Source organism: Rhodanobacter sp. OK091, from assembly GCF_900142825.1.
Classification (GTDB): Bacteria; Pseudomonadota; Gammaproteobacteria; order Xanthomonadales; family Rhodanobacteraceae; genus Rhodanobacter.
On the sequence record NZ_FRCH01000003.1, the window covers coordinates 88,822 to 110,389 of the forward strand.

The window sequence follows — 21,568 nt, forward strand, 5'->3', positions numbered from 1 at the left end:
GGATGCCATGTGGGAGCTTTCCGCGCATTACCTGTGGTGGATTCTCGCGTTGCTGCTGATTGCCGGCGAAGTGTTGCTGCCGGGTTATTTCATGCTGTGGATCGGTCTGGCCGCGGCCGCGATGGGTATGGTGCTGTGGGCTGTGCCGACGCTGGGCCTGCTCGCGCAGGCCGTGCTGTTCGCGTTGCTCGCGTTCGCCTTCTGCGTCGGTTATGCGCGCTGGCTGCGTCCGCGGTTGGAGCGCCGCGCACCTGGCGACGAGCGCCTGAACCGTCGTGGCGAGCAGATGATCGGTCAGCGCTACGTACTGGTCGAGCCTATCGTCAACGGCCGCGGCAAGGCTCGCGTGGGCGATGGCCAGTGGCTGGTCAGCGGGCCGGATCTGCCGCTGGGCAGCACGGTGGAAGTGGTGGCTGTCGAAGGCACCACCTTGCAGGTGCGTGCGGCTACATGAGCGCAGGTGACGCCATCCGCCGGCAGCAGTTCGCCACCACAGCGCCGACGACGCGGATCGCGTTTGTGCTGGAGCTGGCGCGACGGCTGCATCAGTACGGCACTTCGGCGCCGCGGTTGGAGATGGCGGTGGCCGGCGCGGCGCAGCGGCTGGGACTGGCCGCCGATGTGTGGTCCAGTCCCACCGCGATCATCATCTCCTTTGCCGATCTGGCGCAGGGCGAGGACGGTGTGGCGCAGACCACCCAGGTGATGCGGCTGGCCCCGGGCGAGGTGAATCTGGAGCGCCTGTGCGAGGCCGACGATATCGCCGACCGCGCGATTGCCGGCGAACTGGATCTGCGCGAGGGCTTCCGCCTGCTGCGTGCGCTGGGCCGGCCGGATACCCGCCGCGAGAAAATCGGCCTGATCGCCAGCTATGGCCTGTCCGCCGCCAGCATCGCGGCGTTGTTCCTGCACAGCTCGTGGGTGGATCTGCTGGTGGCCGGCGTGATCGGCGTGATCATCGGCGGCATCAGCATGCTGGCGGCCAACCGGCCGCGACTGGCGGTGGCCAGCGATGCGATCTGCGCGCTGGTGGCCACCGCGGTGACCATCGTGGTCAGCGCGTTCGTGGTGCCGCTGGCGATCAAGTCGGTGGTGCTGGCCAGCCTGATCATCCTGATCCCGGGCATGTCGCTGACCACCGCGGTACGCGAAATCTCCAGCCAGCATCTGGTCTCCGGCATGGCGCGCATGGGCGGTGCGATGTCGACCCTGCTCAAGCTCACCTTCGGCACCCTCGCGGCGACCCAGCTGTGTGGGGCGGTCGGCATCACTGCCCGCGATTTTGCCTTGCCGGCGCTGCCGACGTGGACCGATTACCCGGCGCTGCTGGTGGCGGCGATCGCGTTCGCCATCTTGTTCCGTGCGGCCAGGCGCGACTGGCCGGTGGTGATCGTGGCGGTGATCGTGGGTTATCTGGCCACTCGCTGGGGGGGCGCGATTTCCGGCTCCTTGCCGGGCGCGCCGTTTGGCGTGTTCCTTGGCGGATTTCTGCTCGGTGCCATGTCGAACATCTATGCGCGATTCGCACGTCGGCCGGGTGCGGTGGTTCGCGAGCCCGGCATTCTGTTGCTGGTGCCGGGCAGCGTCGGTTTCCGCAGCATGTCGTTTCTGCTCGAACGGGACACTTCGCTGGGCCTGGATACCGGTCTGTTGCTGCTGACCTTGCTGGTGTCGCTGGTGGCCGGACTGATGTTCGGCGATCTGCTGGTTTCGCCGCGCCGATCGCTGTAAGGCGAATATAAAAAACGCCGGCTTTCAGGCCGGCGTTTTCATGTGAATCGTTGATGTGGATCACATGGGATTTACCGATGCAGTGATCCCGATTCGATGATCCGATTTGAAGCGGGACGATCAGATCACCAGATCCTTTTCCTTCTTGCCGGCCTTCAGCGCGTCGTTATACCAGTGCGGACGCTTGCCGCGGCCGGACCAGGTCTGCGCCGGATTGGCGGGATTGCGGTATTTCGGGGCGACCGTGCCGGTGGTGCGCTTGGCCTTGCCGCGGGTGCTGCCGAAAATATCCTCGAAGGTATATCCCTCGGCCTTGATCAGCGCGTGTACTTTCTCGCGCAGCTTGACGACTTTTTCCTTGCGCAGTTCGTTCTGGCGAACCTGCGCCTTGCTGATCAGATCATTCAGCTGGGTGTGATTGAGATTCTTGATATCGACGGCCATGATGAACTCCGGGGGGTGAGTATCGGCAATTAAAACGTCCTGGCCGGTGTCTGATTATTATCGGGGACGGAGCCAGACGCGCGGAAAGTTGCAGCAGTCCGGATTCTCGCTGATTGACGGAATAGTTGTAAAGCGCAATTCATCCAGAGAAGTACGCGTTCACATTAAACCCGATTAATGGCGCCGCGGTTGATTTGAATAATCGATATTCCGGATTTCGTTGCGTCGAATGCGCAAACGGCCGTGCACGGCGGCCGTTTTTTTGGTTAATTCCGGGTTATCTCCCCAGGTTCAGCCGCGACATTCAGGAAAGCAAGGCGAACAGCTCGTCCTGGCTGAGTGCGCGACTCTCGCCCTCGCCGCGGGCGCGATATTCCAGCGTGCCGGCGGCCAGGCCCCGTTCGCTGACCACCACGCGATGCGGAATGCCGATCAGCTCCATGTCGGCAAACATGCCGCCCGGACGCAGGCCGCGATCATCCAGCACCGTCTCGACGCCATGCTGGCACAGCGACTGGTACAGCACCTCGGCGGCCGCAGCCACTTCAGGTAGGTTCTTTGGATTGATCACGCATACCGCCAACCGCCACGGTGCCATCGCCTCGGGCCACAGGATGCCGGCGTCGTCGTGGCGCTGTTCGATGGCGGCGGCGACGATGCGGCTGACGCCGATGCCGTAGCAGCCCATGGTCATCACCTGGGGTTTGCCGGTCTCGTCGATCACGCTGGCCTTGAGTACCTCGGCATATTTCTGGCCAAGCTGGAACACATGGCCGACCTCGATGCCGCGGGCGATATGCAGCACACCCTTGCCGTCGGGCGAGAAGTCGCCCTCGACCACGTTGCGCAGGTCGGCGATGCGCGTGATGCGCGCATCGCGCTCCCAATTGGCGCCGGTGTAATGGCTCGCATCGGCCATGCCGCCGCAGACGAAATCGGCGAGCACGGCGGCATCGCGGTCGACGATGACGGGAATCGAATCGGGCAGGCCGACGGGGCCGATGAAGCCGGGGCGGGCGCCGGTGGCGGCGAAGATTTCCTCTTCGCTGGCGAGTACCGATTGATCGGGCAGTTCAGCCAGCTTGCCGGCCTTGACCTCGTTGATCTCGTGATCGCCGCGCAGGCATAGCGCGACCAGACCTTCGCGGCCGCGCACCAGCAAGGTCTTGATGCATTGCTGCGGCGATACCTTGAGGAAGCTGCTGACCTCGGCGATGGTTTTCTGGATCGGTGTATCGACCCGCTGCAACGGCGCCGACGAAGCCGGACGCGCGTGGGTCGGCGCCAATGCCTCGGCCTTCTCCAGATTCGCGGCGTAATCGGAGCCGTCGGAAAACGCGATCGCATCTTCGCCGGAATCGGCCAGGACCTGGAATTCATGGCTGGCATTGCCGCCGATCGCTCCGGTATCGGCCTGCACCGCGCGGAAGGTCAACCCGAGCCGGGTGAAAATGCGCACATAAGCCTGATACATCACGGCATAGGTTTCAGCCAGCGACTCCTGGGTCAGGTGGAACGAATACGCGTCCTTCATCAGAAATTCGCGCGCGCGCATCACGCCGAAACGCGGACGGATTTCATCGCGGAACTTGGTCTGGATCTGATAGAAGTTGACCGGCAGCTGCTTGTAGCTTTTCAGCTCGTTGCGGGCGAAATCGGTAATCACTTCCTCATGGGTCGGGCCGTAGCAGTATTCCTGCTGCTTGCGATCCTTGATTTTCAGCAGCTGGCCGCCGAATTTTTCCCAGCGGCCGGTTTCTTCCCATAACTCTTTCGGCTGAATCGACGGCATCAGCATTTCGATCGCGCCGGCGCGGTTCATTTCCTCGCGTACGACGTGTTCCACCTTGCGCAGCACACGCAGGCCCAGAGGACTCCACGTGTACAGACCCGACGCGAGCCGGCGGATCATGCCCGCTCGCAGCATCAGCTGATGGCTGGCGATTTCGGCGTCGGCGGGGACTTCCTTGACGGTGGCCAGATGGAATTGGCTGAGGCGCATGCGAGGCATTCCGGCATAAATGAAGACGCCCATTGTAGCGGGCTGCTGCCGTCGTCGCTGATAGCTGGGGCGACGGCAGAACCGCCGTCGCCGTGAATCGGGCTATTACTTGGATTGGCAATACAAGTCGTATTGGCTCTGGGCGGCGCTGGTCTGCTGTTTGCGCTGGTCGGCGTCGAGCGCCACGGTCTTGCCATTCTGCTGCATGACCACCTGGCCGCTGCCTTGCAACGCGGTGATATTGGCTTTCAGCGAGTTGCACAGCTTGTTGCGGTTTTCCGGGTTGTCCGCCACCGGCTGGGCCGGCGCGGCGGCGGGCTGGCTGCTGCCGGCCGCGCTTGCGGCGGCAGCCGGTGTGGCCAGCGGCTCCACCGTACCGGTGGTGGTTACCTTGGAGAATTTCGTGCCCTGCGCCGGCGGCGTTTCCGAGTAATGCACGGTTCCGCTGGCGTCTGTCCACTTGTAGACCTGGGCGGTGGCCAGGGGGGCCAGCAACAGCAGCGCCACGGCGATCAGCGAACGGTGCATGGTGTTCTCCATTTCATGGGAAATCGCTAGCTTTCAAGGGAAATCGCTAGCTGTCTTGTTATCACTGTGTCGGCCCGGACTCAAGCAGCCGATGGTTTACACTGCGCGCATCCTGTCACGGATTGATTCATGAGCGAGATCTTACCCGTACGCCCGCCCCGCCACCGGGGTATTTACCTGCTGCCGAACCTGTTCACCACCGGGGCGATGTTCGCGGGTTTTTACGCGATTATCGCCAGCATCGGCGGTCGTTACACCGAGGCGGCCGTGGCGGTATTCATTGCCGCCGTGCTGGACGGCATGGACGGGCGTGTCGCGCGGATGACCGGCACCCAGACCGAATTCGGCGTGCAATACGACTCGCTGTCCGATCTGGTCAGCTTCGGGCTGGCGCCGGCGCTGGTGATGTATACGTGGTCGCTGTCGGCGTTGCGCGATTTCGGCCCGTTGTGGGGCAAGCTGGGCTGGGCCGCAGCGTTCATCTATGCCGCCTGCGCCGCGTTGCGGCTGGCGCGCTTCAATACCCAGGTCGGCGTGGCCGACAAGCGCTATTTCCAGGGGCTGGCCAGTCCGGCGGCGGCGGCGGTGTGCATGTCGTTCGTGTGGAGCGTGGACAAGTTCGGCCTGTCCGGCAGCGAGTTCTGCTTCATCACACCGGTGATCGCAGTGGTCGTTGGCTTGCTGATGGTCAGCCGGTTCCGTTATTTCAGCTTCAAGTCGCTGCCGTTGGGCGAGCGCCAGCGCGTGCCGTTTGGCTGGATGGTCGGCGCCGTGCTGTTGATCGCGCTGCTGATCCTGGATACGCCGCGGGTGCTGTTTGCCGGTTTCACGATTTATCTGCTGTCCGGGCCGGTATGGACGGTCTGGGGCCTGGCCACACATCGGCGCCGGACGAGGCGCAATCCGGCATGAATGCGAGCCCGCGCCAGCACGCAACCGTCAGCCATCGCGATCGTGTATTGCGCGCGCTGGGCGTGACGCCGTGGGTGCGGAGAACGGCACCGGAGCTGCCGGCAGGCGCCATCGAGTCGAATCCGCCGATGGCCGATACGGACGCCGGAGTCGCCTGCGTGGTGGTGTTGCCGGAGGGTTGCAGCACGCGCGAACTCGACCTGCTGGGCCGCGCGCTCAATGCCTGCGGCGCAGCGCTGGCCCGTGCCGCGCGCGTCACGGTACGTGGCGGCCAGCTCGCAGCAGACCTGCCCGAGGCGCGCGCCTATCTGGTGTTCGGCGAGGCACAAGCGCATGCGCTGGGACGCACATTGCCGGCAGCGGCGATGCATCAGGCGCAGATCGTGCTGGCCGATGAGCCGGCCCTGGTGCTGATCAGCGCCGGTGCCAAACGGCGGCTGTGGAGCGCGCTGCGCAATCTGCGCCGCGCGCTGGCCACAGCGGGCGGTTAGCCGTGATGGTCGCGGTCATCAAACCGGTGATCCAGGTACGCGCCATGCGCGCCGAGGACCTGGCCACGGTCAGTGCGATGGAAAATATCTCCTACGACTTCCCGTGGTCGGCCGGCATCTTTGCCGATTGCGTGAAAGCCGGGCATCCGTGCTGGGTGCTGTGCGTGGATGCGGACATCGCCGGCTACGGCATCCTGTCGATGGGCGCGGGCGAGGCACACGTGCTGAACATCTGCATCGGGCCGGACTTTCGCGGCCGCGGGCTGGGCCGGCATCTGCTCGGTCGGTTGCTGGACATCGCGCGCTGGAATGGTGCGGAACGAGTGTTCCTGGAAGTGCGGCCATCGAATCCGCTGGCGAAAGCGTTGTACGAGTCGGTGGGATTCAACGAGATAGGTCGGCGGCCGCGCTATTACCCGGCGCACGATGGGCGCGAGGATGCGATCGTGATGGCGCTGGATTTGTTGCCGTCGTAGTGCGCTGCGCTACGACGATATGGACACATGCTCCTCGCGTTTGCCTCCTCTCCCCTCCGGGGAGAGGATTGAGGTGAGGGGGCGGGTGCTCGCGGTGCAGCTTCTAGATTTTACGGGATCAGCGCGCCTAGCTTCATGTAGGAGCCCGCTTGCGGGCGATTGCTCTTGCTTCAAATCTCTCCAACCATCGGAGCAAAAGCATCGCCCGCGAGCGGGCTCCTACACACATGCAAGGTGGCGGGATCCGCTCGCTTGTTCAGCCCAGCTTCCGCGCCTGCTCGCGCAAGGCCGTCAGCGTGGTGTTCCAGTCGGTGATGCGCTGGCGTTCCTGGACGACGACTTCGGCGGGAGCATTGGCCACGAAGTTGGCGTTGCCGAGTTTGCCTTCGCACTTTTTGATCTCGACTTCGATGCGGGTGATTTCCTTGGCCAGGCGGGTTTTCTCGGCGCCGAGATCGATCAGGCCAGCGAGCGGGATCATCACGCGCAGCGTGCCGACCACGGCCGCCGCGGCGGCCGGTTCGTCGGCTCCGGCTTCGACCCATTGCGGCGAGTCGGTGCGGGCGAGGAAGGCGATCTGGGCGGCGAACTTCGCCACGCGAGCACGATCGCCGGCGTCGCCGTCGGCGAGCAGCAGCGGGATGGTCTTGGCGGGCGAGACATTCATTTCCGAGCGGATCCTGCGGATGCCGCTGAGCACGTTCTTGAACCACTCGATCTCAGCCGTTGCCGCGTCATCCGCACCGATCTCTTCGGCGCGCGGCCATGGCCGCTGCATCAGGCTGCCTTCGGTGAGGTCGAGCTTCGGCGCCACTGACTGCCAGATTTCTTCCGTGATGAACGGGATCACCGGATGCAGCGCGCGCAGCACGCTTTCCAGCACCACCAATAAAGTGTGGCGCGTCGAGGCGGCGGCGATGGCGTCCTCACCGTTCAAGGCCGGCTTGGCCAGCTCGAGGAACCAGTCGCAGTACTCGTTCCAGACGAACTCGTAGAGCGATTGCGCCAGCAGATCGAAGCGGTAGGTAGTGAAATGCTGCTCGACCTCGCTCAGCGTCTGCTTGAGACGCGTGAGGATCCAGCGTTCCGCCTCGGTCACCGGAGCGCCTGCGGGCGCCGCGATCTCGCCTTCCGGCAGGTTCATCAGCACAAACCGCGCCGCATTCCACAGCTTGTTGCAGAACGCCTTGTAGCCTTCGGCGCGCTTGATGTCGAAGTTGATCGTGCGGCTGTAGCTGGCCAGCGCGGCGAAGGTGAAGCGCAGCGCATCGGTGCCGATCGCGGGGATGCCGGCCGGGTAATCCTTGCGGACACGCTTCTCGACTTTCTCGCGCACCTGCGGAATCAGCAATGACTTGGTGGACTTCGCCACCAGCGGCTCCAGCTCGACGCCGTCGATCAGGTCCAGCGGATCCAGCGTGTTGCCCTTGGACTTGGACATCTTCTGGCCTTCCGCATCGCGCACGATGGCGTTGATGTAGACCTCGCGGAACGGCACCTGGCCAACGAAGTACTTGGTCGCCATCACCATGCGGGCGACCCAGAAGAAGATGATGTCGAAGCCGGTGACCAGCACGGCGCTGGGCAGGAAGATCTTGTCCTGTTCCCAGTTCGCCACGACTTCGCCGCGCTCGTTCTTCACCGGACCATTCGCCGGCCAACCCAGCGTGGAGAATGGCCACAGCGCCGAGCTGAACCAGGTGTCGAGCACGTCCTCGTCCTGGCGCAGCGCGCCGACCGGCGCGGTGGTGGCGTTGGCGCGCGCGTCCGCCTCGTCCTCGCCCACGAAGATGTTGCCGGCCTCGTCGTACCAGGCCGGAATACGATGGCCCCACCACAGCTGGCGGCTGATGCACCAGTCCTGGATGTTGTCCAGCCACTGCGTGTACGTGGTCGACCAGTTTTCCGGCACGAACTTGATTTCGCCCGAACGCACGGCATCCAGCGCCGGCTGGGTGATCGCCTGGCGGCCGCCGGGACGTCCATCGGACAGCGTGTCGGTGGTGAGGTCGACGAACCACTGGTCGGTCAGCATCGGCTCGATCACCGCGTCCGAACGGTCGCTCACCGGCACCTGCAGCTTGTGCGGTTTGGTTTCGACCAGCAGGCCGGCGGCTTCCAGATCGGCCAGCACGCGCTTGCGTGCGTCGTAGCGGTCGAGGCCGCGATATTTTTCCGGCGCGTTGTCGTTGACCTTCGCGGCCAGCGTGAAAATGGTGATCGGTGCCAGCTTGTGACGCTGGCCGATCGCATAGTCGTTGAAGTCGTGCGCCGGCGTGATCTTGACGCAGCCGGTGCCGAAATCCTTGTCGACGTAGTCGTCGGCGATGACGGGAATCTCGCGATCCGTCAGCGGCAGCTTCAGCGTCCGGCCGACCAGATGCGCGTAGCGCTCGTCCTCCGGATGCACCGCCACGGCGACGTCGCCGAGCATGGTCTCCGGACGCGTGGTGGCGACCACCACGCTTTCGTCGCTGCCCGCGCCACTCTTATCATTGACGGGATAGCGGATCGACCACATATGCCCGTCGCGCTCGACGTTGTTCACTTCCAGATCGGATACCGCGGTGCCCAGCACCGGGTCCCAGTTCACCAGCCGGTTGCCGCGGTAGATCAATCCCGCGCGATACCAGTCGATGAATACCTTGCGCACCGCGGCCGACAGGCCTTCGTCCATGGTGAAGCGCTCACGCGACCAGTCCGCGGCGGCACCAATGCGGCGCATCTGGTTGGTGATGGTGGAGCCGGACTCCTCTTTCCATTTCCATACACGCTCGACGAACGCATCGCGGCCCAGGTCGTGCCGCGTCTTGTCCTCGATGGCGAGCTGGTTCTCTACGATCTTCTGCGTGGCGATGCCTGCGTGGTCGGTGCCGACCTGCCACAGCGTGTTCATGCCGCGCATGCGCTGGTAGCGCACCAGCATATCCATCACGGTCTGCTGGAAGGCATGCCCCATGTGCAGCGTGCCGGTGACGTTCGGCGGCGGCAGCAGGATGCAATACGGCTCGCCCTTGCCCGATGGCTGGAACGCGCCGCTGGCTTCCCAGCGCTCGTACCACTTCGACTCGATCTGGGCGGGTTCGAAACTCTTTTCCATCGGGATTGCGCTCGGTGGCGCGCGCAGGGCGCACGCTTTGTCGTGGGTTAAAGCCGGTCATTGTACGGGGAGGGGGCTGGGCTGCCAAAAATGGCCGGCCGCAGCCTGGGTCGGTTCTTGCCCCCTCTCCCTCTGGGAGAGGGTTGGGGTGAGGGTTCGGGGCTTGCGGGATGCTGGCGCTGGTCATCGCCTCAGCCCAATCTCAACCCGAGGTAGGAGCGATTTCAGGCGCGATGGCTTTGCGCTTGAGGGTGGGTTTGAAGCGAAGAGCTTTCGTGCGCCTACGGCGCCCGAGTTACTTTCTCTTTGTGTGGCCAAAGAGAAAGCTAACCAAAGAGAAAGGCCACCCCGCTTGGCGCTTGCCGGGCTCCTGCCCGGCAAGTCCGTGAGCCGGGGCCGGGCTTTTCGACAGGGCTCCTGCCCTGACGAAAAGGAGTCGACCTCCTTGTCGACTCCCGCTGCGCGGCCTGTCGACCCCGTCTCACCGCCGCACAGGGGCCCCGAGTAGAGCGACGCGCCTCCTGCGCGTACTGTTCAGAAGAGCTAGAGCAACAGCCAGAGCGACGCTTCGCTTCGGCTTTTCACCGAGTGCGGGCCACGATGGCCCGCTGCTCTACCCGGGGCCCCTCTGAAGCGGCGGGTGGGTGGAGGAACAGCCCGCAGGGTGGCCGGCATGGATGCCGGCCAGTTTGGCGTCAGGGCAGGATGCCCTGTCGACAAACCCCGTAACCCACCCGCGGACCTTGCGGGCACGGATGCCCGCAAGGCGCGTAAGCGGGGTGTCGTTTTCTCTTGGTTACTTCTCTTTTGGACAAGCAAAAGAGAAGTAACTCGCCCTCCGCAGGAGGGTGAACGCTCTGCACTTAATCAACAAAACGAGCCAGGGCATCGCGACTGAAGCCGCTCCCATGTCCCACCCGAGAGAAAACTCTGGCGCAGCGCCAGCCGGTGCCTAGATATCGAGAGGCATCAGCACCGCGATCAGCCCGCCGAGGCGGTCGCTGCGCTTTGGTGCTTCAAAACGATCACCACCACCGTGGCGGTGATCATGTAATTGCTGATGAACCAGGCCGTGGTGCCTCCCGCGAGTGGCGGGCGCGAGTCAGCGGGCTGGCGCGGGAAGGCCTTGCAGGAAGGCGGTGAAGCTCGCCAGGTTGGCTTGCCAGCCGCCGGGATTGCGCGCAGCGACCAGGGTCGACGCGCCGTGTACGCCGATCTTGGGCTGGTAGTGCACGATGTTGGCGCCGTGAGCGTCGCGCAGCACCTCGGCGACGTCGCTGGCCTCGTTCGGATCGGTGGTGATGTAGAACGGCAGGGTCACCTTGGCGGCTGCCTGCTTGATCTGGTTCTTGTCGTCGAAGTATTCGCCCGGCGAGAAGCTGGCGATGGCGCTCAGGCCTTGCGGGTGTTTCGCGGCCAGCACGATCACCAGCGACGAGCTGTAGGAACTGCCCACCGCGACGATGCGCGCGTAGTGCTGCGCGCGGGCCCAGGCGAGGGCGGCTTCGAGATCGGGCAGCGCGGCCACGTAATCCGCCGACGAGCCGAGCTTCGCCACAGTTTCGTTGTGGCCGCCGAACAGGTCGCCACCGGAGCGCTGGTCGATCGCGAGGGTGTCGAAGCCCAGCTTCTGCAGCGCCGGCACTACGCTGTCGTACTCGTGCCGATTCGCATGGGCCTGGTGGAACAGCAGGGCGATGCTGCGGCCGTGCGGCTGCGCCTGGCTGAGCGTGCCGTAGACAGCCACGCCGTCGCTGGTGTGCAAGGTCAGTGGTTCGCCGGCCAGCGCGAGAGCAGGCAGGCACAGCAGGATCAGACAGGTCCAGCGGATCAGGCGGGCAGGGGACATGACGTGCATGGCGGGGCTCCTCGGGGATACCCGGCGCAGGCTACGTGAGGCGTCCGGCAAAGGCCAGCGACGGCGGTGCAGCGGCTCAGCGCGAGCGCAACTCGCGGCCGTAGCCGTGCACCTCGTCGACCAGCACTTTGACATGCGCGGGATCGACTTCCGGCGTGATGCCGTGGCCGAGGTTGAACACGTGGCCGGGGTGATTGCCGTAGCTGTCCAGCACGGCGCGGACTTCGCGGCGGATCACGTCGGGATGGGCGCGCATCACCGCGGGATCGAGGTTGCCTTGCAGGGCGACCTTGCCGGCGACCACGCGACGGGCATCGGCAAGATCCATGGTCCAGTCGACGCCGAGCGCGCTGCAGCCGGTGTCGGCCATGTCGGCGAGGTGCTGGCCGGCGCCTTTGGAAAACAGGGTCACCGGGAGATCGCGGGCGTATGGGTCGGCCTTCAGTGCGGCGACGATCTGCGCCATGTAGCGCAGCGAGAACTCGCGGAACGGGGCGGGTCCGAGCAGGCCGCCCCAGGTGTCGAAGATCATCAGCGCCTGCGCGCCGGCGGCGGCCTGGGCGATCAGGTAGGCGGCGACGGCGCGCGCCAGAGTATCGAGCAACTTGTGAGCGAGCTTCGGTTCGTTCCAGCACATCGCCTTGAGCGTGGCGAAATCCTTCGAGCCCTGGCCTTCGACCATGTAGCAGGCCAGCGTCCACGGGCTGCCGGAGAACCCGATCAGCGGCACGCGGCCATGCAGTTCCTGGCGAATCAGCCGCACGGCGTCCATCACGTAGCGCAGCTCGCCGTCCATGTCGGGTACGGCGAGCCTGGCGATGTCGGCAGCCGTGCGCACCGGATGCGCGAACTGCGGGCCCTCGCCCTGGGCGAACGAGAGGCCCAGACCCATCGCGTCGGGAATGGTGAGGATGTCGGAAAACAGGATCGCCGCATCGAGTTCGAAGCGTTCCAGCGGCTGCAAGGTCACCTCGCAGGCGTACTCGGGGTTCTGCGCCAGGCCCATGAAGCTGCCGGCGCGCTCGCGGGTGGCTCGATATTCGGGCAGGTAGCGGCCGGCCTGGCGCATCACCCACACGGGCGTGGTGTCGGTGGGCTCCCGGCGCAGCGCGCGCAGGAAGCGGTCGTTCTTCAATTCGGTCATTTCAACGTCCGTAAGGGCCTTCGAGGCCCTGGGCAAACATCAGGCGAAACCCGCGCTTGAGCTGGGCATCGCGCGCTTTCTCGAACGCACTGACCGCCTCGTCGCGCTCCAGGAACTGCTCGCGCTTCATCGTGGCGCGACCGCCCTGGGTGCCGGATTCGCGGTACAGCGTCCAGCCGCCCAGCAGATCCTGCTCCAGCGTGATCTGGACGTAGCGTGGTGCCTCGGCGCTGCCTGGCACGGTTTGCAGATAGAGGCGCATGGATTCCGGGTGGACTGTGCGGCACGCCGCAAACCCAGTCATTCTAGAAGGCTGGCGGCCCGGTAGCGAGGGCGCTGACGTCGCAGGTGTGACGCGACCGCTTCAAGGCGGGCTCGTGGCCGCCTGCAGTGTCGCCAATACATCGGCTTCGGCAACCCCGCCGACAATCTCGGCGCGACCGATGCCGCGCCACAGGATCAGCCGCAGCACGCCGGCGGTGTTTTTCTTGTCCAGCCGCATCAGCGCCAGCAGTTGCTGCGCCTCCATGCCAGGTGGAATCGTCGTGGGCAGGTCGAGCTTCTCCAGCAATTTCCGCAGTCGCGCGGTATCGGCACTGCCGCTCATGCCGAGGCGTTCGGACAACTGCGCAGCCAGCAACATGCCGATCGCGACGCCTTCGCCGTGCAGCAAGGTCGTGTAGTGGCCGGCGGTTTCCAGTGCGTGGCCGAAGGTATGGCCGAGGTTGAGCAGGGCACGCTCGCCTTGTTCAGTCTCGTCGCGGGCGACCACGCCGGCCTTGTAACGCACCTTGCGCGCGATCGCCTCCAGCACAGCGGCGGAGTCGCGTGCGGCGAGCGCATCGGCGTGCTGCTCCAGCCACGCGAAAAACGGTTCGTCGCCGATCGCCGCACCTTTGATCACTTCGGCGAGGCCGGCGCGGTATTCGCGCTCGGGCAGGGTAGCCAGCGTGTCGATATCGGCGATCACCGCGCGCGGCTGATGAAACGCACCGGCCAGATTCTTGCCCACCGGCAGGTTGACGCCGGTCTTGCCGCCGACCGAGGAGTCGACCATGGCCAGCAAGGTGGTCGGCATCTGGATGAAGTCGATGCCGCGCATCCAGCACGCCGCGCTGAAACCGGCCAGGTCGCCGACCACGCCGCCGCCGAGTGCAATCACGCAGGCGTCGCGGGTGGCACCCAGCTGGCCCAGCGCTTCCAGCGCGCGGCCGACATTGGCGAAGCTCTTGTGTGCTTCCCCGTCATCGAGCAGGAACGACGACCACTTCAGGCCGTGCAGTCCCTGTTCGATGCGCGGCAGGTATAGCGGCGCCACCGTGGTATTGCTGATCACCAGCGCGTGCCGGCCGCGCAGCATGGCGCGCCAACGGGCATGCTCGGTGAGCACGCCGCTGCCGATCCACACAGGATAGCTACGCTGGCCCAGCGCGACGGTGATGGTCTGGGGTGCGGGGTTGTTCATGCTTTCTGCCGGGGCCATGCAGTGGATGGGCGTTGCCAGTGATGATCGATCAGTGCGATGCAGCGTTCGCTGGCGGCGGCGACGCTGCCGTGTTGGCCGGGCACGGCGAGGTCGGCGAGCCCGCGATAGATCGGCTCGCGGGTCTGCGCCATCGCCAGCAGCCGCTCGTGTCGGTTCGGCACGGCCAGCAGCGGGCGGTGGTGGTCGCGTTCCAGTCGTTCCAGTTGCTGCTCGACAGTAGTCTGCAGCCATACCACGTAGCCCCGTTCGCCGAGGTAGCTCCGATTCTGCTCGGCCAGCACGGCGCCCGCACCGGTGGCCAGCAGCACGCCCTGGCGTTGGCTGCATTCGTCGAGCAAGGCAGTTTCGCGCTGGCGGAAGCCGGCTTCGCCCTCGATCTCGAACACGGTGCTCACGTCCACGCCGCAATGGCGCTCGATCTCCTGATCGAGATCGACGAACGGCAGTCCATAATGCACGGCGAGCCGGCGCCCGATCGACGTCTTGCCGGCGCCGGTGGGGCCGATGATGAACAGGTTGCACGACGGATTCATGGACAAATGCTAACAGGGCAGCTGCGAGGACTGTGGTGAGCGAACGGGTATTGCTGGCCGGTTGTGGCGACCTTGGCCTGCGCGTGGCACAGCGCCTGCTGGCGCGTGGCGATGAAGTGTGGGCGCTGCGGCGCCAGCAGCCGATGCACGATGGCGACGGCATCCACTGGTTGCGCGGTGATCTGACCCTGCCGGAAACCCTGCGCGGATGGCCGCCGGATATCACCCAGCTGGTCTATCTGCCGACGCCGGACCGGCGCGATGCCGCCGCCTATCGCGCGACTTTCGTGGACGGCTTGCGCCATCTGCTTGACGCGCTGGGGCATGACCGCTTGCAGCGCGTGCTGTTGGTTTCTTCCAGCGCGGTTTATGGCGAACATGGCGGCGACTGGGTGGATGAAGACACGCCGCCGGCACCGCCGGGATTCAATGGCGAAGTACTGCTGGAGGCGGAGCGGTGGCTGGCCGCGCAATCACCGGTTTCGATCGTGTTGCGGCTGGCCGGGCTGTACGGTCCCGGACGCATGCAATGGCTGGAACGTCTGCGCGCCGGGCAGGTCGTGGCACCGCGTACGCTGCCGCACTGGGCCAATCGCATTCATGTCGACGATGCCGCAGCGGCGGTCGTGCACCTGCTGCAGCTGGACGATCCGTTGCCGCTGTATCTTGGCGTGGACAACACGCCGCTGCCGCTCGATGTGTTGTACGACCATCTGGCCGGCCTGATCGGCGCGCGACCGGCCGACGACGGCCCGGCTCCGGTCGGTGTCGGTAGCAAGCGGCTCAGCAACGCGCGCCTGCGCGCCAGCGGCTTCGTGCCGCAATGGCCGGATGCGCGCGATGGTTACGCTGCCTTGTTCGATCAGTGAAACACCCACTCACTCACCAGGGAGAACCCGCATGGCCAACACTGTTCCTCATCACCAGGTCAGCACCAGCAACGAGATTCCCGGCTACCGCATCGTGCGTTCGCTGGGCATCGTGCGAGGTATCACGGTGCGCTCGCGTAGCGTGGTCGGCAATCTCGGTGCGGCTCTGCAGACGATCGTCGGCGGCAATATCTCGATCTATACCGAGTTGTGCGAGAAGGCGCGCGAGGAGGCCTTCGAGCTGATGCTGCAGCACGCAGGCGCGATGGGTGCGAACGGCGTGGTGGCGATGCGCTACGACGCCAACGACGTGGCCCAGGGCGTCACCGAAGTGCTGGCTTACGGTACGGCAGTGCAAGTGGAAGCGTCAACATGATGTGATGACGCGGTGCGGCTTGTTGCGGCCGACGGCTGCGGCGCAGACTCGGGCTTCAGGACCGGGGAAGCGCAACGTGCCGCTCGCACGATCGAATGGGAGATTGACGCCATGTCGGTAGCCAAGGTCATCGAAATCAATGCTTCGTCCGCCAAGGGTGTGGAAGATGCCGTGCAGCACGGCTTGCGCAAGGCGGCGGAGTCGGTGAAGAACATCAAGGGCGCCTGGGTCAACGAGATCAAGGCGGTCACGAAGGACGACGGCACCGTGACCGAGTGGCGCGTCAACATGAAGGTGAACTTCATCGTCGAGTGAGCAGGCAGCGGCGGGGGCTTCGGAGTGCTCCCGCTTTCCCGTTCCGTTGCCCGAATTCAGCCGTGACTGAGGCCGGTCACGTGACGATCGTCGTCATATTCCACACAGGTGTCGGCCAGTGCCGGCAAGGTGGCCAGCGCGTGTCGGCTGAGCCGCTCGAAGTGGGCCAGAAAGCGCTCCATCGCCGTCTCGTCCATCGCCAGTGGCGCATGTCGCGCCAGCAGATCCTGTTCCTGCTCGCCACGCCAGCGGCGCACGATCTCCCAGCTCGGCGCCTGCAACACAATCAGCGCGTCGAACTTGCGCCATAGCGGCTGGTAGCCGCGCAACTGTTTGTTGACCCAGTGCCGCCAGCTGCCGTCCGGGTCTTCCTTGCGTTCCAGTTCGTTGATTGGTCTGGCCAGTGCGGCCTGCAGCTGCGGGCGGATACCCAGCGCCCAGCCTTCCACGATCACCAGCCTCGGCGGCCGTGTGGTTCGCGGCCAGCGCGACGGTGAAAAGCGCGTGTCGCGACCCTTGTCGAAGCGAGGATGCGTCACCGGCAGCTTGTCCGAGGCGTACGGCAATGCGGCCAGTACCGACATCAATAGTTCGATCTCATGGGTGCCCGGCACGCCGCGGCTGCGCAACAAGGGATGTACGTCGCGCGCCAGCGCTTCACGGTCGCTGCGGGCGTAATAGAAATCGTCCAGCGAGAGTACCTCGGTGGCCCAGCCGCGGGCCTCGGCCTGGGCTTTCATCACCCGCGCCAGCGTGCTCTTGCCGCTGCCCTGCAGTCCGGACAGTCCCAGGATGTACGGGCGCCGCGAGCGGGCGATGCGCCCCGCGTACTGGTCGAGCAGATGGCCGGCGAGGGCTTCGTTCTGCATGTCTGCGTGAGACATCTTCATCCGCGGGCTACCCCGGTTCCGGGAGGTATTTCGGCTGCGGGAAGATAGCGGTGGCGGTGTGTCCCGCCAACCGACGCGCAGCGACCGTCTTCACATTTCACGGCGGAAAATGATGCCGCCCGCCGTGCGGAAGTGGTACTGGATGAATGGGGCATTGCACTATCATCGGTCAGATTCATTTGCGCCATGATGGCGCGTGTCAGCCACGATGCAAAAGGAAAGTTTCAACATCATGCTCAAACCCGAGATTCTGGACACCTTCCTGCGGTTGCTGGACGAGGCCAAGGCCAGCGGCGATCGCGATCCGACGGCGATGAGCGTGGCCACCGTCGACGGCTCCGGCCGCGTCGCGTCGCGCATCGTGCTGCTCAAGGGTGCCGACGAGCGCGGCTTCCGCTTCTACACCAACTACCAGAGCGACAAGGGCGATCAGATCGAGGTTCACCCGCAGGTCGCGTTGTGTTTCCACTGGAAGCAGCTGCGCGATGGAGTCCAGGTGCGCGTGGAGGGTGTCGCACGCAAGCTGCAGGACGAGGAATCGGACACGTACTTCGCCAGCCGTCCGCGCCAGAGCCAGATCGGCGCGTGGGCGTCGCTGCAATCGCAGACGCTGCCCGATCGGGAGGCGTTCGAGCAGCGGGTGGCACGCTACGAGCAGCAGTTCGATGGCCGCGAGGTGACTCGGCCACCGCATTGGGGTGGCTACGTGGTCGAAGCGGACATGCTGGAGTTCTGGTACGGCGCCGAGTTCCGCCTGCACGAACGGGTGCGCTGGGATCGCCACGGCCAGACCTGGACCAGCCGGCTGCTGTATCCGTGACCAGGCCGCTGCCCGCGGAGCATGTGGCGCAGGGCGGCTTCGCCGTGCACACGCGCGGCCGCGGCTTCAGCGACATCACGGCGCAGGTGGCCGACGCGGTGGCGAGCAGCCACGTGCAGACCGGTATCGCGAACGTCTTCACCGCGCATACCAGCTGCTCGCTGCTGCTTGGCGAGAACGCCGACCCCCACGTGCGCGACGACCTCGAGCGCTGGTTTGCGCGCGCGGTCCCCGATGGCGATCCCATCTTCGAACACGATGCGGAGGGCCCCGACGACATGCCGGCGCATGTCCGTTCGATCCTCACCGGCGTCAGCCTCACGGTACCCGTCCACGCCGGCAAGTTGCTGCTGGGCACGTGGCAGGGCGTCTACCTGTGGGAGCATCGTCTCGATCCGCACCAGCGCAAGGTCACGGTGACCGTGCTGGGGCATTGAGCGCATGAACGGACAGGAAACTCGTTCGCCGGATCACTTTCCGCAACGCATCGTCTGCCTCACCGAGGAGCCGACCGAGGTGTTGTACGCGCTCGGCGAGGACCGCCGCATCGTCGGTATTTCCGGCTTCACCGTGCGGCCGCCGCGGGCACGCAAGGAGAAGCCGAAGGTCTCGGCGTTCATCAGCGCGAAGATCGGCGAGATCCTGAAACTCGAACCCGACCTGGCGATCGGTTTCTCCGACATCCAGGCCGACATCGCACGCGAGCTGATCAAGGCCGGCGTCGAGGTGTGGATCAGCAATCACCGCAGCGTCGACGGAATTCTTGCCTACATCCGCCGGCTGGGCGCGATGGTCGGTGCGCACGAAAAAGCCGAGGTCTACGCCCGGCGTGCCGAACAGCACATCGCCGACATCCGCGCCGCGGTCGCGCGGTTGCCGCGGCGACCGAAGGTGTATTTCGAGGAATGGGACGAGCCGATCATCACCGGCATCCGCTGGGTGGCCGAGATCATCGGCATCGCCGGCGGCGACGACTGCTTTCCCGAGCTGGCGCGCGAGCCGCTGGCGAAACAGCGCATTCTGCCCAACGGCGACGAAGTGATGCGGCGCGCGCCGGACATCATTCTCGGCTCCTGGTGCGGCAAGCGCTTCCGGCCCGAACGCGTCGCTGCGCGGCCCGGTTGGGACACCATTCCGGCGGTGCGCAACGGCGACCTGTACGAAATCAAATCGCCGATCATTCTGCAGCCGGGACCGGCGGCGCTGTTCGATGGGCTGGACGAGATCCATCGCATCATCACGGAGTGGGCGCTGCGCTGAGTTTTTTTGGTTTTGGGTTGTTGGTCTTTTGTGGGAGCGACTTCAGTCGCGATACTTTTTGGTGGTTTGAAGCGAAGAGCTTTCGTGCGCCTACGGCGCCCGAGTTACTTTCTCTTTGTGTGGCCAAAGAGAAAGCTAACCAAAGAGAAAGGCCACCCCGCTTGGCGCTTGCCGGGCTCCTGCCCGGCAAGTCCGTGAGCCGGGGCCGGGCTTTTCGACAGGACTCCTGTCCTGGCGAAAAGGCATCGGCATCCTTGCCGATGCCCCTGCGGGCCTGTCGACCCCGTCTCACCGCCGCACAGGGGCCCCGGGTAGAGCAGCGGGCCATCCTGGCCCGCACTCGGTGAAAAGCCGAAGCAAAGCGTCGCTCTGCTGTTGCTCCGGCTCTTCTGAAAAGTGCGGGCCACGATGGCCCGCTGCTCTACCCGGGGCCCCTCTGAAGCGGCGGGTGGGTGGAGGAACAGCCCGCAGGGTGGCCGGCAGGGATGCCGGCCAGTTTGGCGTCAGCACAGGATGTGCTGTCGACAAACCCCGTAACCCACCCGCGGACCTTGCGGGCAGGGATGCCCGCAAGGCGCGTAAGCGGGGTGTCGTTTTCTCTTGGTTACTTCTCTTTTGGACAAGCAAAAGAGAAGTAACTCGCCCTCCGCAGGAGGGTGAACGCTCTGCACTTAATCAACAAAACGAGCAAGAGCCATTGCGACTGAAGTCGCTCCCACATCCCACAGGAGAAAACTCAAGCACCCAGCGCCAACCGGGTGCCCAGATCGAGCAGCGGTGCGGCGATCAGCAAACGCGCCAGCAGCAACACGATCATCACCGCCATCGGGGCGAAGTCGATGTTGCCGGCGATCAGCTTGCCATTCAACGGGCGCAGCAGCGGAGCGACAATGTTGCCGACCAGTCGCAGCAGGGGCTGCCGGCGATCGACCGCGAACATGCTCAGCAGCGACCAGCCGAAGATCAGCACCAGGTAGAACAACAGCACGAAGTCCAGCAATTCGGCCCATGCCAGCACGATCAGGCCGACCGGACGTGGCGCCACGCCGATCAAGGCGAACAGCAGCAGCCGTTTCAGCAGCATCAGCAGCCACGCCAGCAGCAGCGCCGCCAGGTTGATCCGGCGCCAATTCGGCAGCACGCGCCGGATCGGCGCCAATACCGGGTTGGTATAGCGATAGACGAACTGGCTCAGCGGATTGTTGAAATCCGCGCGGCAGGCTTCGGCGGCAACCCGCAGCAACAACAGCGTGACGGCGGCCTCGAACGCCAACTCGATCAACAGGGACAGCGCATTCAACACATAACTCATGACAACTTGTCCAATTGTGCGGCCAGTTCCACGCCGCGCCGGGTGGCGGCGGCGATGGCCCGGGCGGTGATGCGGGCCAGGCCGTCGGCGCTGAAGCTTTCCAGTGCGGCCTGGGTGGTGCCGTTCGGCGAGGTGACGCGCTGGCGCAGGATGGCGGGATCCTCGCCGCCCTCGACCAGCATGCGGCCAGCGCCTAGGCAAGTCTGTGCAGCCAGCGCGCGGGCCGTGTCGCGCGGCAGGCCTTGTGCCACCGCGGCGGCTTCCAGCGCCTCGACCAGGGCGAAGAAATACGCAGGGCCGGAGCCCGACAGCGCAGTGACGGTATCCATCAACGCCTCATCGTCGATCCAGCGGGTGATTCCGGCGGCGTCGAGGATGTGCTGCGCCTGCGCCTTCTGCGGCGGACTGACCCGGCTGTTGGCGCACAAGCCGGTGGCGCCGGCACCTATCAGCGCCGGCGTGTTCGGCATGCAGCGGACGATAGGCAGGCCGGCGCCGAACCAGCGCTCCAGCTGATCCAGGCGCACGCCGGCAGCGATCGAGATCAGCAACGGCCGGTTGCGCTGCAAGGTATCGCGCAGTTCGGTGTGGATTGCGGGCATGATCTGCGGCTTGACCGCCAGCAGGATGACTTCGGCCGCGGCCGCGGCAAGCCGGTTCTCGGCATAGCAGGCGACGCCGAATTCGCGACCCAGCGCATGCCGGGCTTCGGCCAGGGGCTCGGCGACGCTGATGGTGGCCGGGGCCACGCCGGTTTTCAGCAGGCCGCCGATCAGGCTGCGTGCCATGTTGCCGCCGCCGATGAAGGCAAGTCGTGTCATGCAGGGTTCCTCGCGTGTCCAGACCGCGTACCTTACCGGAGCGGTGTCGTCACGCGGCAGTTTTGTGGGTATGCATGGACGCCGACACAGCGGGTTCGACGGTCCGTGCGGTGGCCGGACGATGATTTTTCGACCGGGTGCTCAAACCGGGTCGACAGTTTGCAAGTCGGGGTCTGGAAAGACTGGCCGCACAGCCGGTT

The 21,568-nt window shown here is 65.3% G+C and carries 23 protein-coding genes; 11 read left to right on the forward strand and 12 right to left on the reverse strand.

The features are described 5' to 3' along the window. Positions 1 to 7 precede the first annotated feature (7 nt). Positions 8 to 454 carry an NfeD family protein gene (locus BUA26_RS15065; RefSeq protein ID WP_072761705.1) on the forward strand — a complete coding sequence of 149 codons (447 nt, stop codon included), beginning with the start codon at positions 8 to 10 and terminating at the stop codon, positions 452 to 454. Beyond that, positions 451 to 1,731 carry a threonine/serine exporter family protein gene (locus BUA26_RS15070; RefSeq protein ID WP_072761706.1) on the forward strand — a complete coding sequence of 427 codons (1,281 nt, stop codon included), beginning with the start codon at positions 451 to 453 and terminating at the stop codon, positions 1,729 to 1,731. The genes BUA26_RS15065 and BUA26_RS15070 overlap by 4 nt, the downstream gene beginning before the upstream one ends. A 120-nt stretch (positions 1,732 to 1,851) precedes the next feature. Here BUA26_RS15070 and BUA26_RS15075 read toward each other — a convergent pair whose 3' ends face one another. The 3 genes from BUA26_RS15075 to BUA26_RS15085 all read right to left on the reverse strand — a co-directional run bounded on the left by BUA26_RS15075 (position 1,852) and on the right by BUA26_RS15085 (position 4,705). After that, the gene (locus BUA26_RS15075) at positions 1,852 to 2,175 is read right to left on the reverse strand and encodes an H-NS histone family protein (protein ID WP_072761707.1); all 324 of its coding nucleotides are present in this window, start codon (positions 2,173 to 2,175) and stop codon (positions 1,852 to 1,854) included. Between the two features lie 304 nt (positions 2,176 to 2,479). Further along, entirely contained in the window at positions 2,480 to 4,177 is a 1,698-nt protein-coding gene (locus tag BUA26_RS15080) for a proline--tRNA ligase (protein WP_072761960.1), read from the reverse strand. 105 nt (positions 4,178 to 4,282) lie between these two features. Next, positions 4,283 to 4,705: a DUF4124 domain-containing protein gene (locus BUA26_RS15085; protein WP_072761961.1), complete on the reverse strand. Its 423-nt coding sequence runs from the start codon at positions 4,703 to 4,705 to the stop codon at positions 4,283 to 4,285. A 129-nt stretch (positions 4,706 to 4,834) separates the two neighbouring features. On the opposite strand from BUA26_RS15085, the gene BUA26_RS15090 reads away from it, so the two are divergent. From BUA26_RS15090 to rimI, 3 genes are read left to right on the forward strand one after another with little or no spacing between them, the layout of a single operon-like run. Then, positions 4,835 to 5,617 (forward strand): CDP-alcohol phosphatidyltransferase family protein, encoded by a 783-nt coding sequence (locus tag BUA26_RS15090; protein WP_072761708.1) that lies wholly within the window; start codon positions 4,835 to 4,837, stop codon positions 5,615 to 5,617. Beyond that, a complete protein-coding gene (locus tag BUA26_RS15095) occupies positions 5,614 to 6,108 on the forward strand; it encodes a hypothetical protein (RefSeq protein WP_072761709.1) in 495 nt (164 codons plus the stop codon). The genes BUA26_RS15090 and BUA26_RS15095 overlap by 4 nt, the downstream gene beginning before the upstream one ends. Before the next feature lie 5 nt (positions 6,109 to 6,113). Beyond that, positions 6,114 to 6,584: a ribosomal protein S18-alanine N-acetyltransferase gene (rimI, locus tag BUA26_RS15100; RefSeq protein ID WP_072761962.1), complete on the forward strand. Its 471-nt coding sequence runs from the start codon at positions 6,114 to 6,116 to the stop codon at positions 6,582 to 6,584. A gap of 256 nt (positions 6,585 to 6,840) precedes the next feature. Here the strand turns inward: rimI and BUA26_RS15105 are convergent, their stop codons facing one another. The 6 genes from BUA26_RS15105 to BUA26_RS15130 all read right to left on the reverse strand — a co-directional run bounded on the left by BUA26_RS15105 (position 6,841) and on the right by BUA26_RS15130 (position 14,705). Then, positions 6,841 to 9,684 carry a valine--tRNA ligase gene (locus tag BUA26_RS15105; protein ID WP_072761710.1) on the reverse strand — a complete coding sequence of 948 codons (2,844 nt, stop codon included), beginning with the start codon at positions 9,682 to 9,684 and terminating at the stop codon, positions 6,841 to 6,843. Positions 9,685 to 10,786: 1,102 nt separating this feature from the next. Further along, positions 10,787 to 11,542, reverse strand: coding sequence for an alpha/beta hydrolase (locus BUA26_RS15110; protein WP_083573038.1), 756 nt, complete (start codon positions 11,540 to 11,542; stop codon positions 10,787 to 10,789). A gap of 76 nt (positions 11,543 to 11,618) precedes the next feature. Then, positions 11,619 to 12,686: a uroporphyrinogen decarboxylase gene (hemE, locus tag BUA26_RS15115; protein ID WP_072761711.1), complete on the reverse strand. Its 1,068-nt coding sequence runs from the start codon at positions 12,684 to 12,686 to the stop codon at positions 11,619 to 11,621. Position 12,687: 1 nt separating this feature from the next. Then, the gene (locus BUA26_RS15120) at positions 12,688 to 12,948 is read right to left on the reverse strand and encodes a WGR domain-containing protein (RefSeq protein WP_072761712.1); all 261 of its coding nucleotides are present in this window, start codon (positions 12,946 to 12,948) and stop codon (positions 12,688 to 12,690) included. A gap of 102 nt (positions 12,949 to 13,050) precedes the next feature. Then, complete coding sequence (gene aroB / locus BUA26_RS15125) at positions 13,051 to 14,151, reverse strand: 3-dehydroquinate synthase (RefSeq protein WP_072761713.1); 1,101 nt, start codon at positions 14,149 to 14,151, stop codon at positions 13,051 to 13,053. Continuing rightward, complete coding sequence (locus BUA26_RS15130) at positions 14,148 to 14,705, reverse strand: shikimate kinase (RefSeq protein WP_072761714.1); 558 nt, start codon at positions 14,703 to 14,705, stop codon at positions 14,148 to 14,150. Before BUA26_RS15130 ends, aroB begins: the two co-directional genes overlap by 4 nt. Positions 14,706 to 14,740: 35 nt before the next feature. Between BUA26_RS15130 and BUA26_RS15135 the strand changes: the two genes are divergently transcribed. From BUA26_RS15135 to BUA26_RS15145, 3 genes are all read left to right on the forward strand, one after another. Beyond that, the gene (locus tag BUA26_RS15135; protein WP_072761715.1) at positions 14,741 to 15,574 is read left to right on the forward strand and encodes an NAD-dependent epimerase/dehydratase family protein; all 834 of its coding nucleotides are present in this window, start codon (positions 14,741 to 14,743) and stop codon (positions 15,572 to 15,574) included. 31 nt (positions 15,575 to 15,605) lie between these two features. Then, positions 15,606 to 15,950 (forward strand): YbjQ family protein, encoded by a 345-nt coding sequence (locus BUA26_RS15140; RefSeq protein WP_072761716.1) that lies wholly within the window; start codon positions 15,606 to 15,608, stop codon positions 15,948 to 15,950. Positions 15,951 to 16,061: 111 nt separating this feature from the next. Next, on the forward strand, positions 16,062 to 16,265 hold the full coding sequence (locus tag BUA26_RS15145) for a dodecin family protein (protein ID WP_072761964.1): 204 nt from the start codon (positions 16,062 to 16,064) through the stop codon (positions 16,263 to 16,265). Between the two features lie 56 nt (positions 16,266 to 16,321). On the opposite strand, the gene BUA26_RS15150 is transcribed toward BUA26_RS15145, so the two are convergent. Further along, complete coding sequence (locus BUA26_RS15150; protein WP_072761717.1) at positions 16,322 to 17,155, reverse strand: kinase; 834 nt, start codon at positions 17,153 to 17,155, stop codon at positions 16,322 to 16,324. 232 nt (positions 17,156 to 17,387) lie between these two features. Here BUA26_RS15150 and pdxH point away from each other — a divergent pair, with 232 nt between their 5' ends. Genes pdxH through BUA26_RS15165 form a run of 3 tightly spaced genes read left to right on the forward strand, consistent with a single transcriptional unit; the run spans position 17,388 to position 19,235 of the window. After that, on the forward strand, positions 17,388 to 17,975 hold the full coding sequence (pdxH, locus tag BUA26_RS15155; RefSeq protein ID WP_072761965.1) for a pyridoxamine 5'-phosphate oxidase: 588 nt from the start codon (positions 17,388 to 17,390) through the stop codon (positions 17,973 to 17,975). After that, entirely contained in the window at positions 17,972 to 18,412 is a 441-nt protein-coding gene (locus BUA26_RS15160; RefSeq protein WP_072761718.1) for a secondary thiamine-phosphate synthase enzyme YjbQ, read from the forward strand. The genes pdxH and BUA26_RS15160 overlap by 4 nt, the downstream gene beginning before the upstream one ends. 4 nt (positions 18,413 to 18,416) lie before the next feature. After that, complete coding sequence (locus BUA26_RS15165; protein WP_072761719.1) at positions 18,417 to 19,235, forward strand: cobalamin-binding protein; 819 nt, start codon at positions 18,417 to 18,419, stop codon at positions 19,233 to 19,235. A gap of 736 nt (positions 19,236 to 19,971) precedes the next feature. Here BUA26_RS15165 and BUA26_RS15170 read toward each other — a convergent pair. Both BUA26_RS15170 and proC read right to left on the reverse strand, forming a co-directional pair. Next, complete coding sequence (locus BUA26_RS15170; protein ID WP_072761720.1) at positions 19,972 to 20,547, reverse strand: YggT family protein; 576 nt, start codon at positions 20,545 to 20,547, stop codon at positions 19,972 to 19,974. Continuing rightward, complete coding sequence (proC, locus tag BUA26_RS15175) at positions 20,544 to 21,368, reverse strand: pyrroline-5-carboxylate reductase (RefSeq protein ID WP_072761721.1); 825 nt, start codon at positions 21,366 to 21,368, stop codon at positions 20,544 to 20,546. Before proC ends, BUA26_RS15170 begins: the two co-directional genes overlap by 4 nt. Positions 21,369 to 21,568 lie beyond the last annotated feature (200 nt).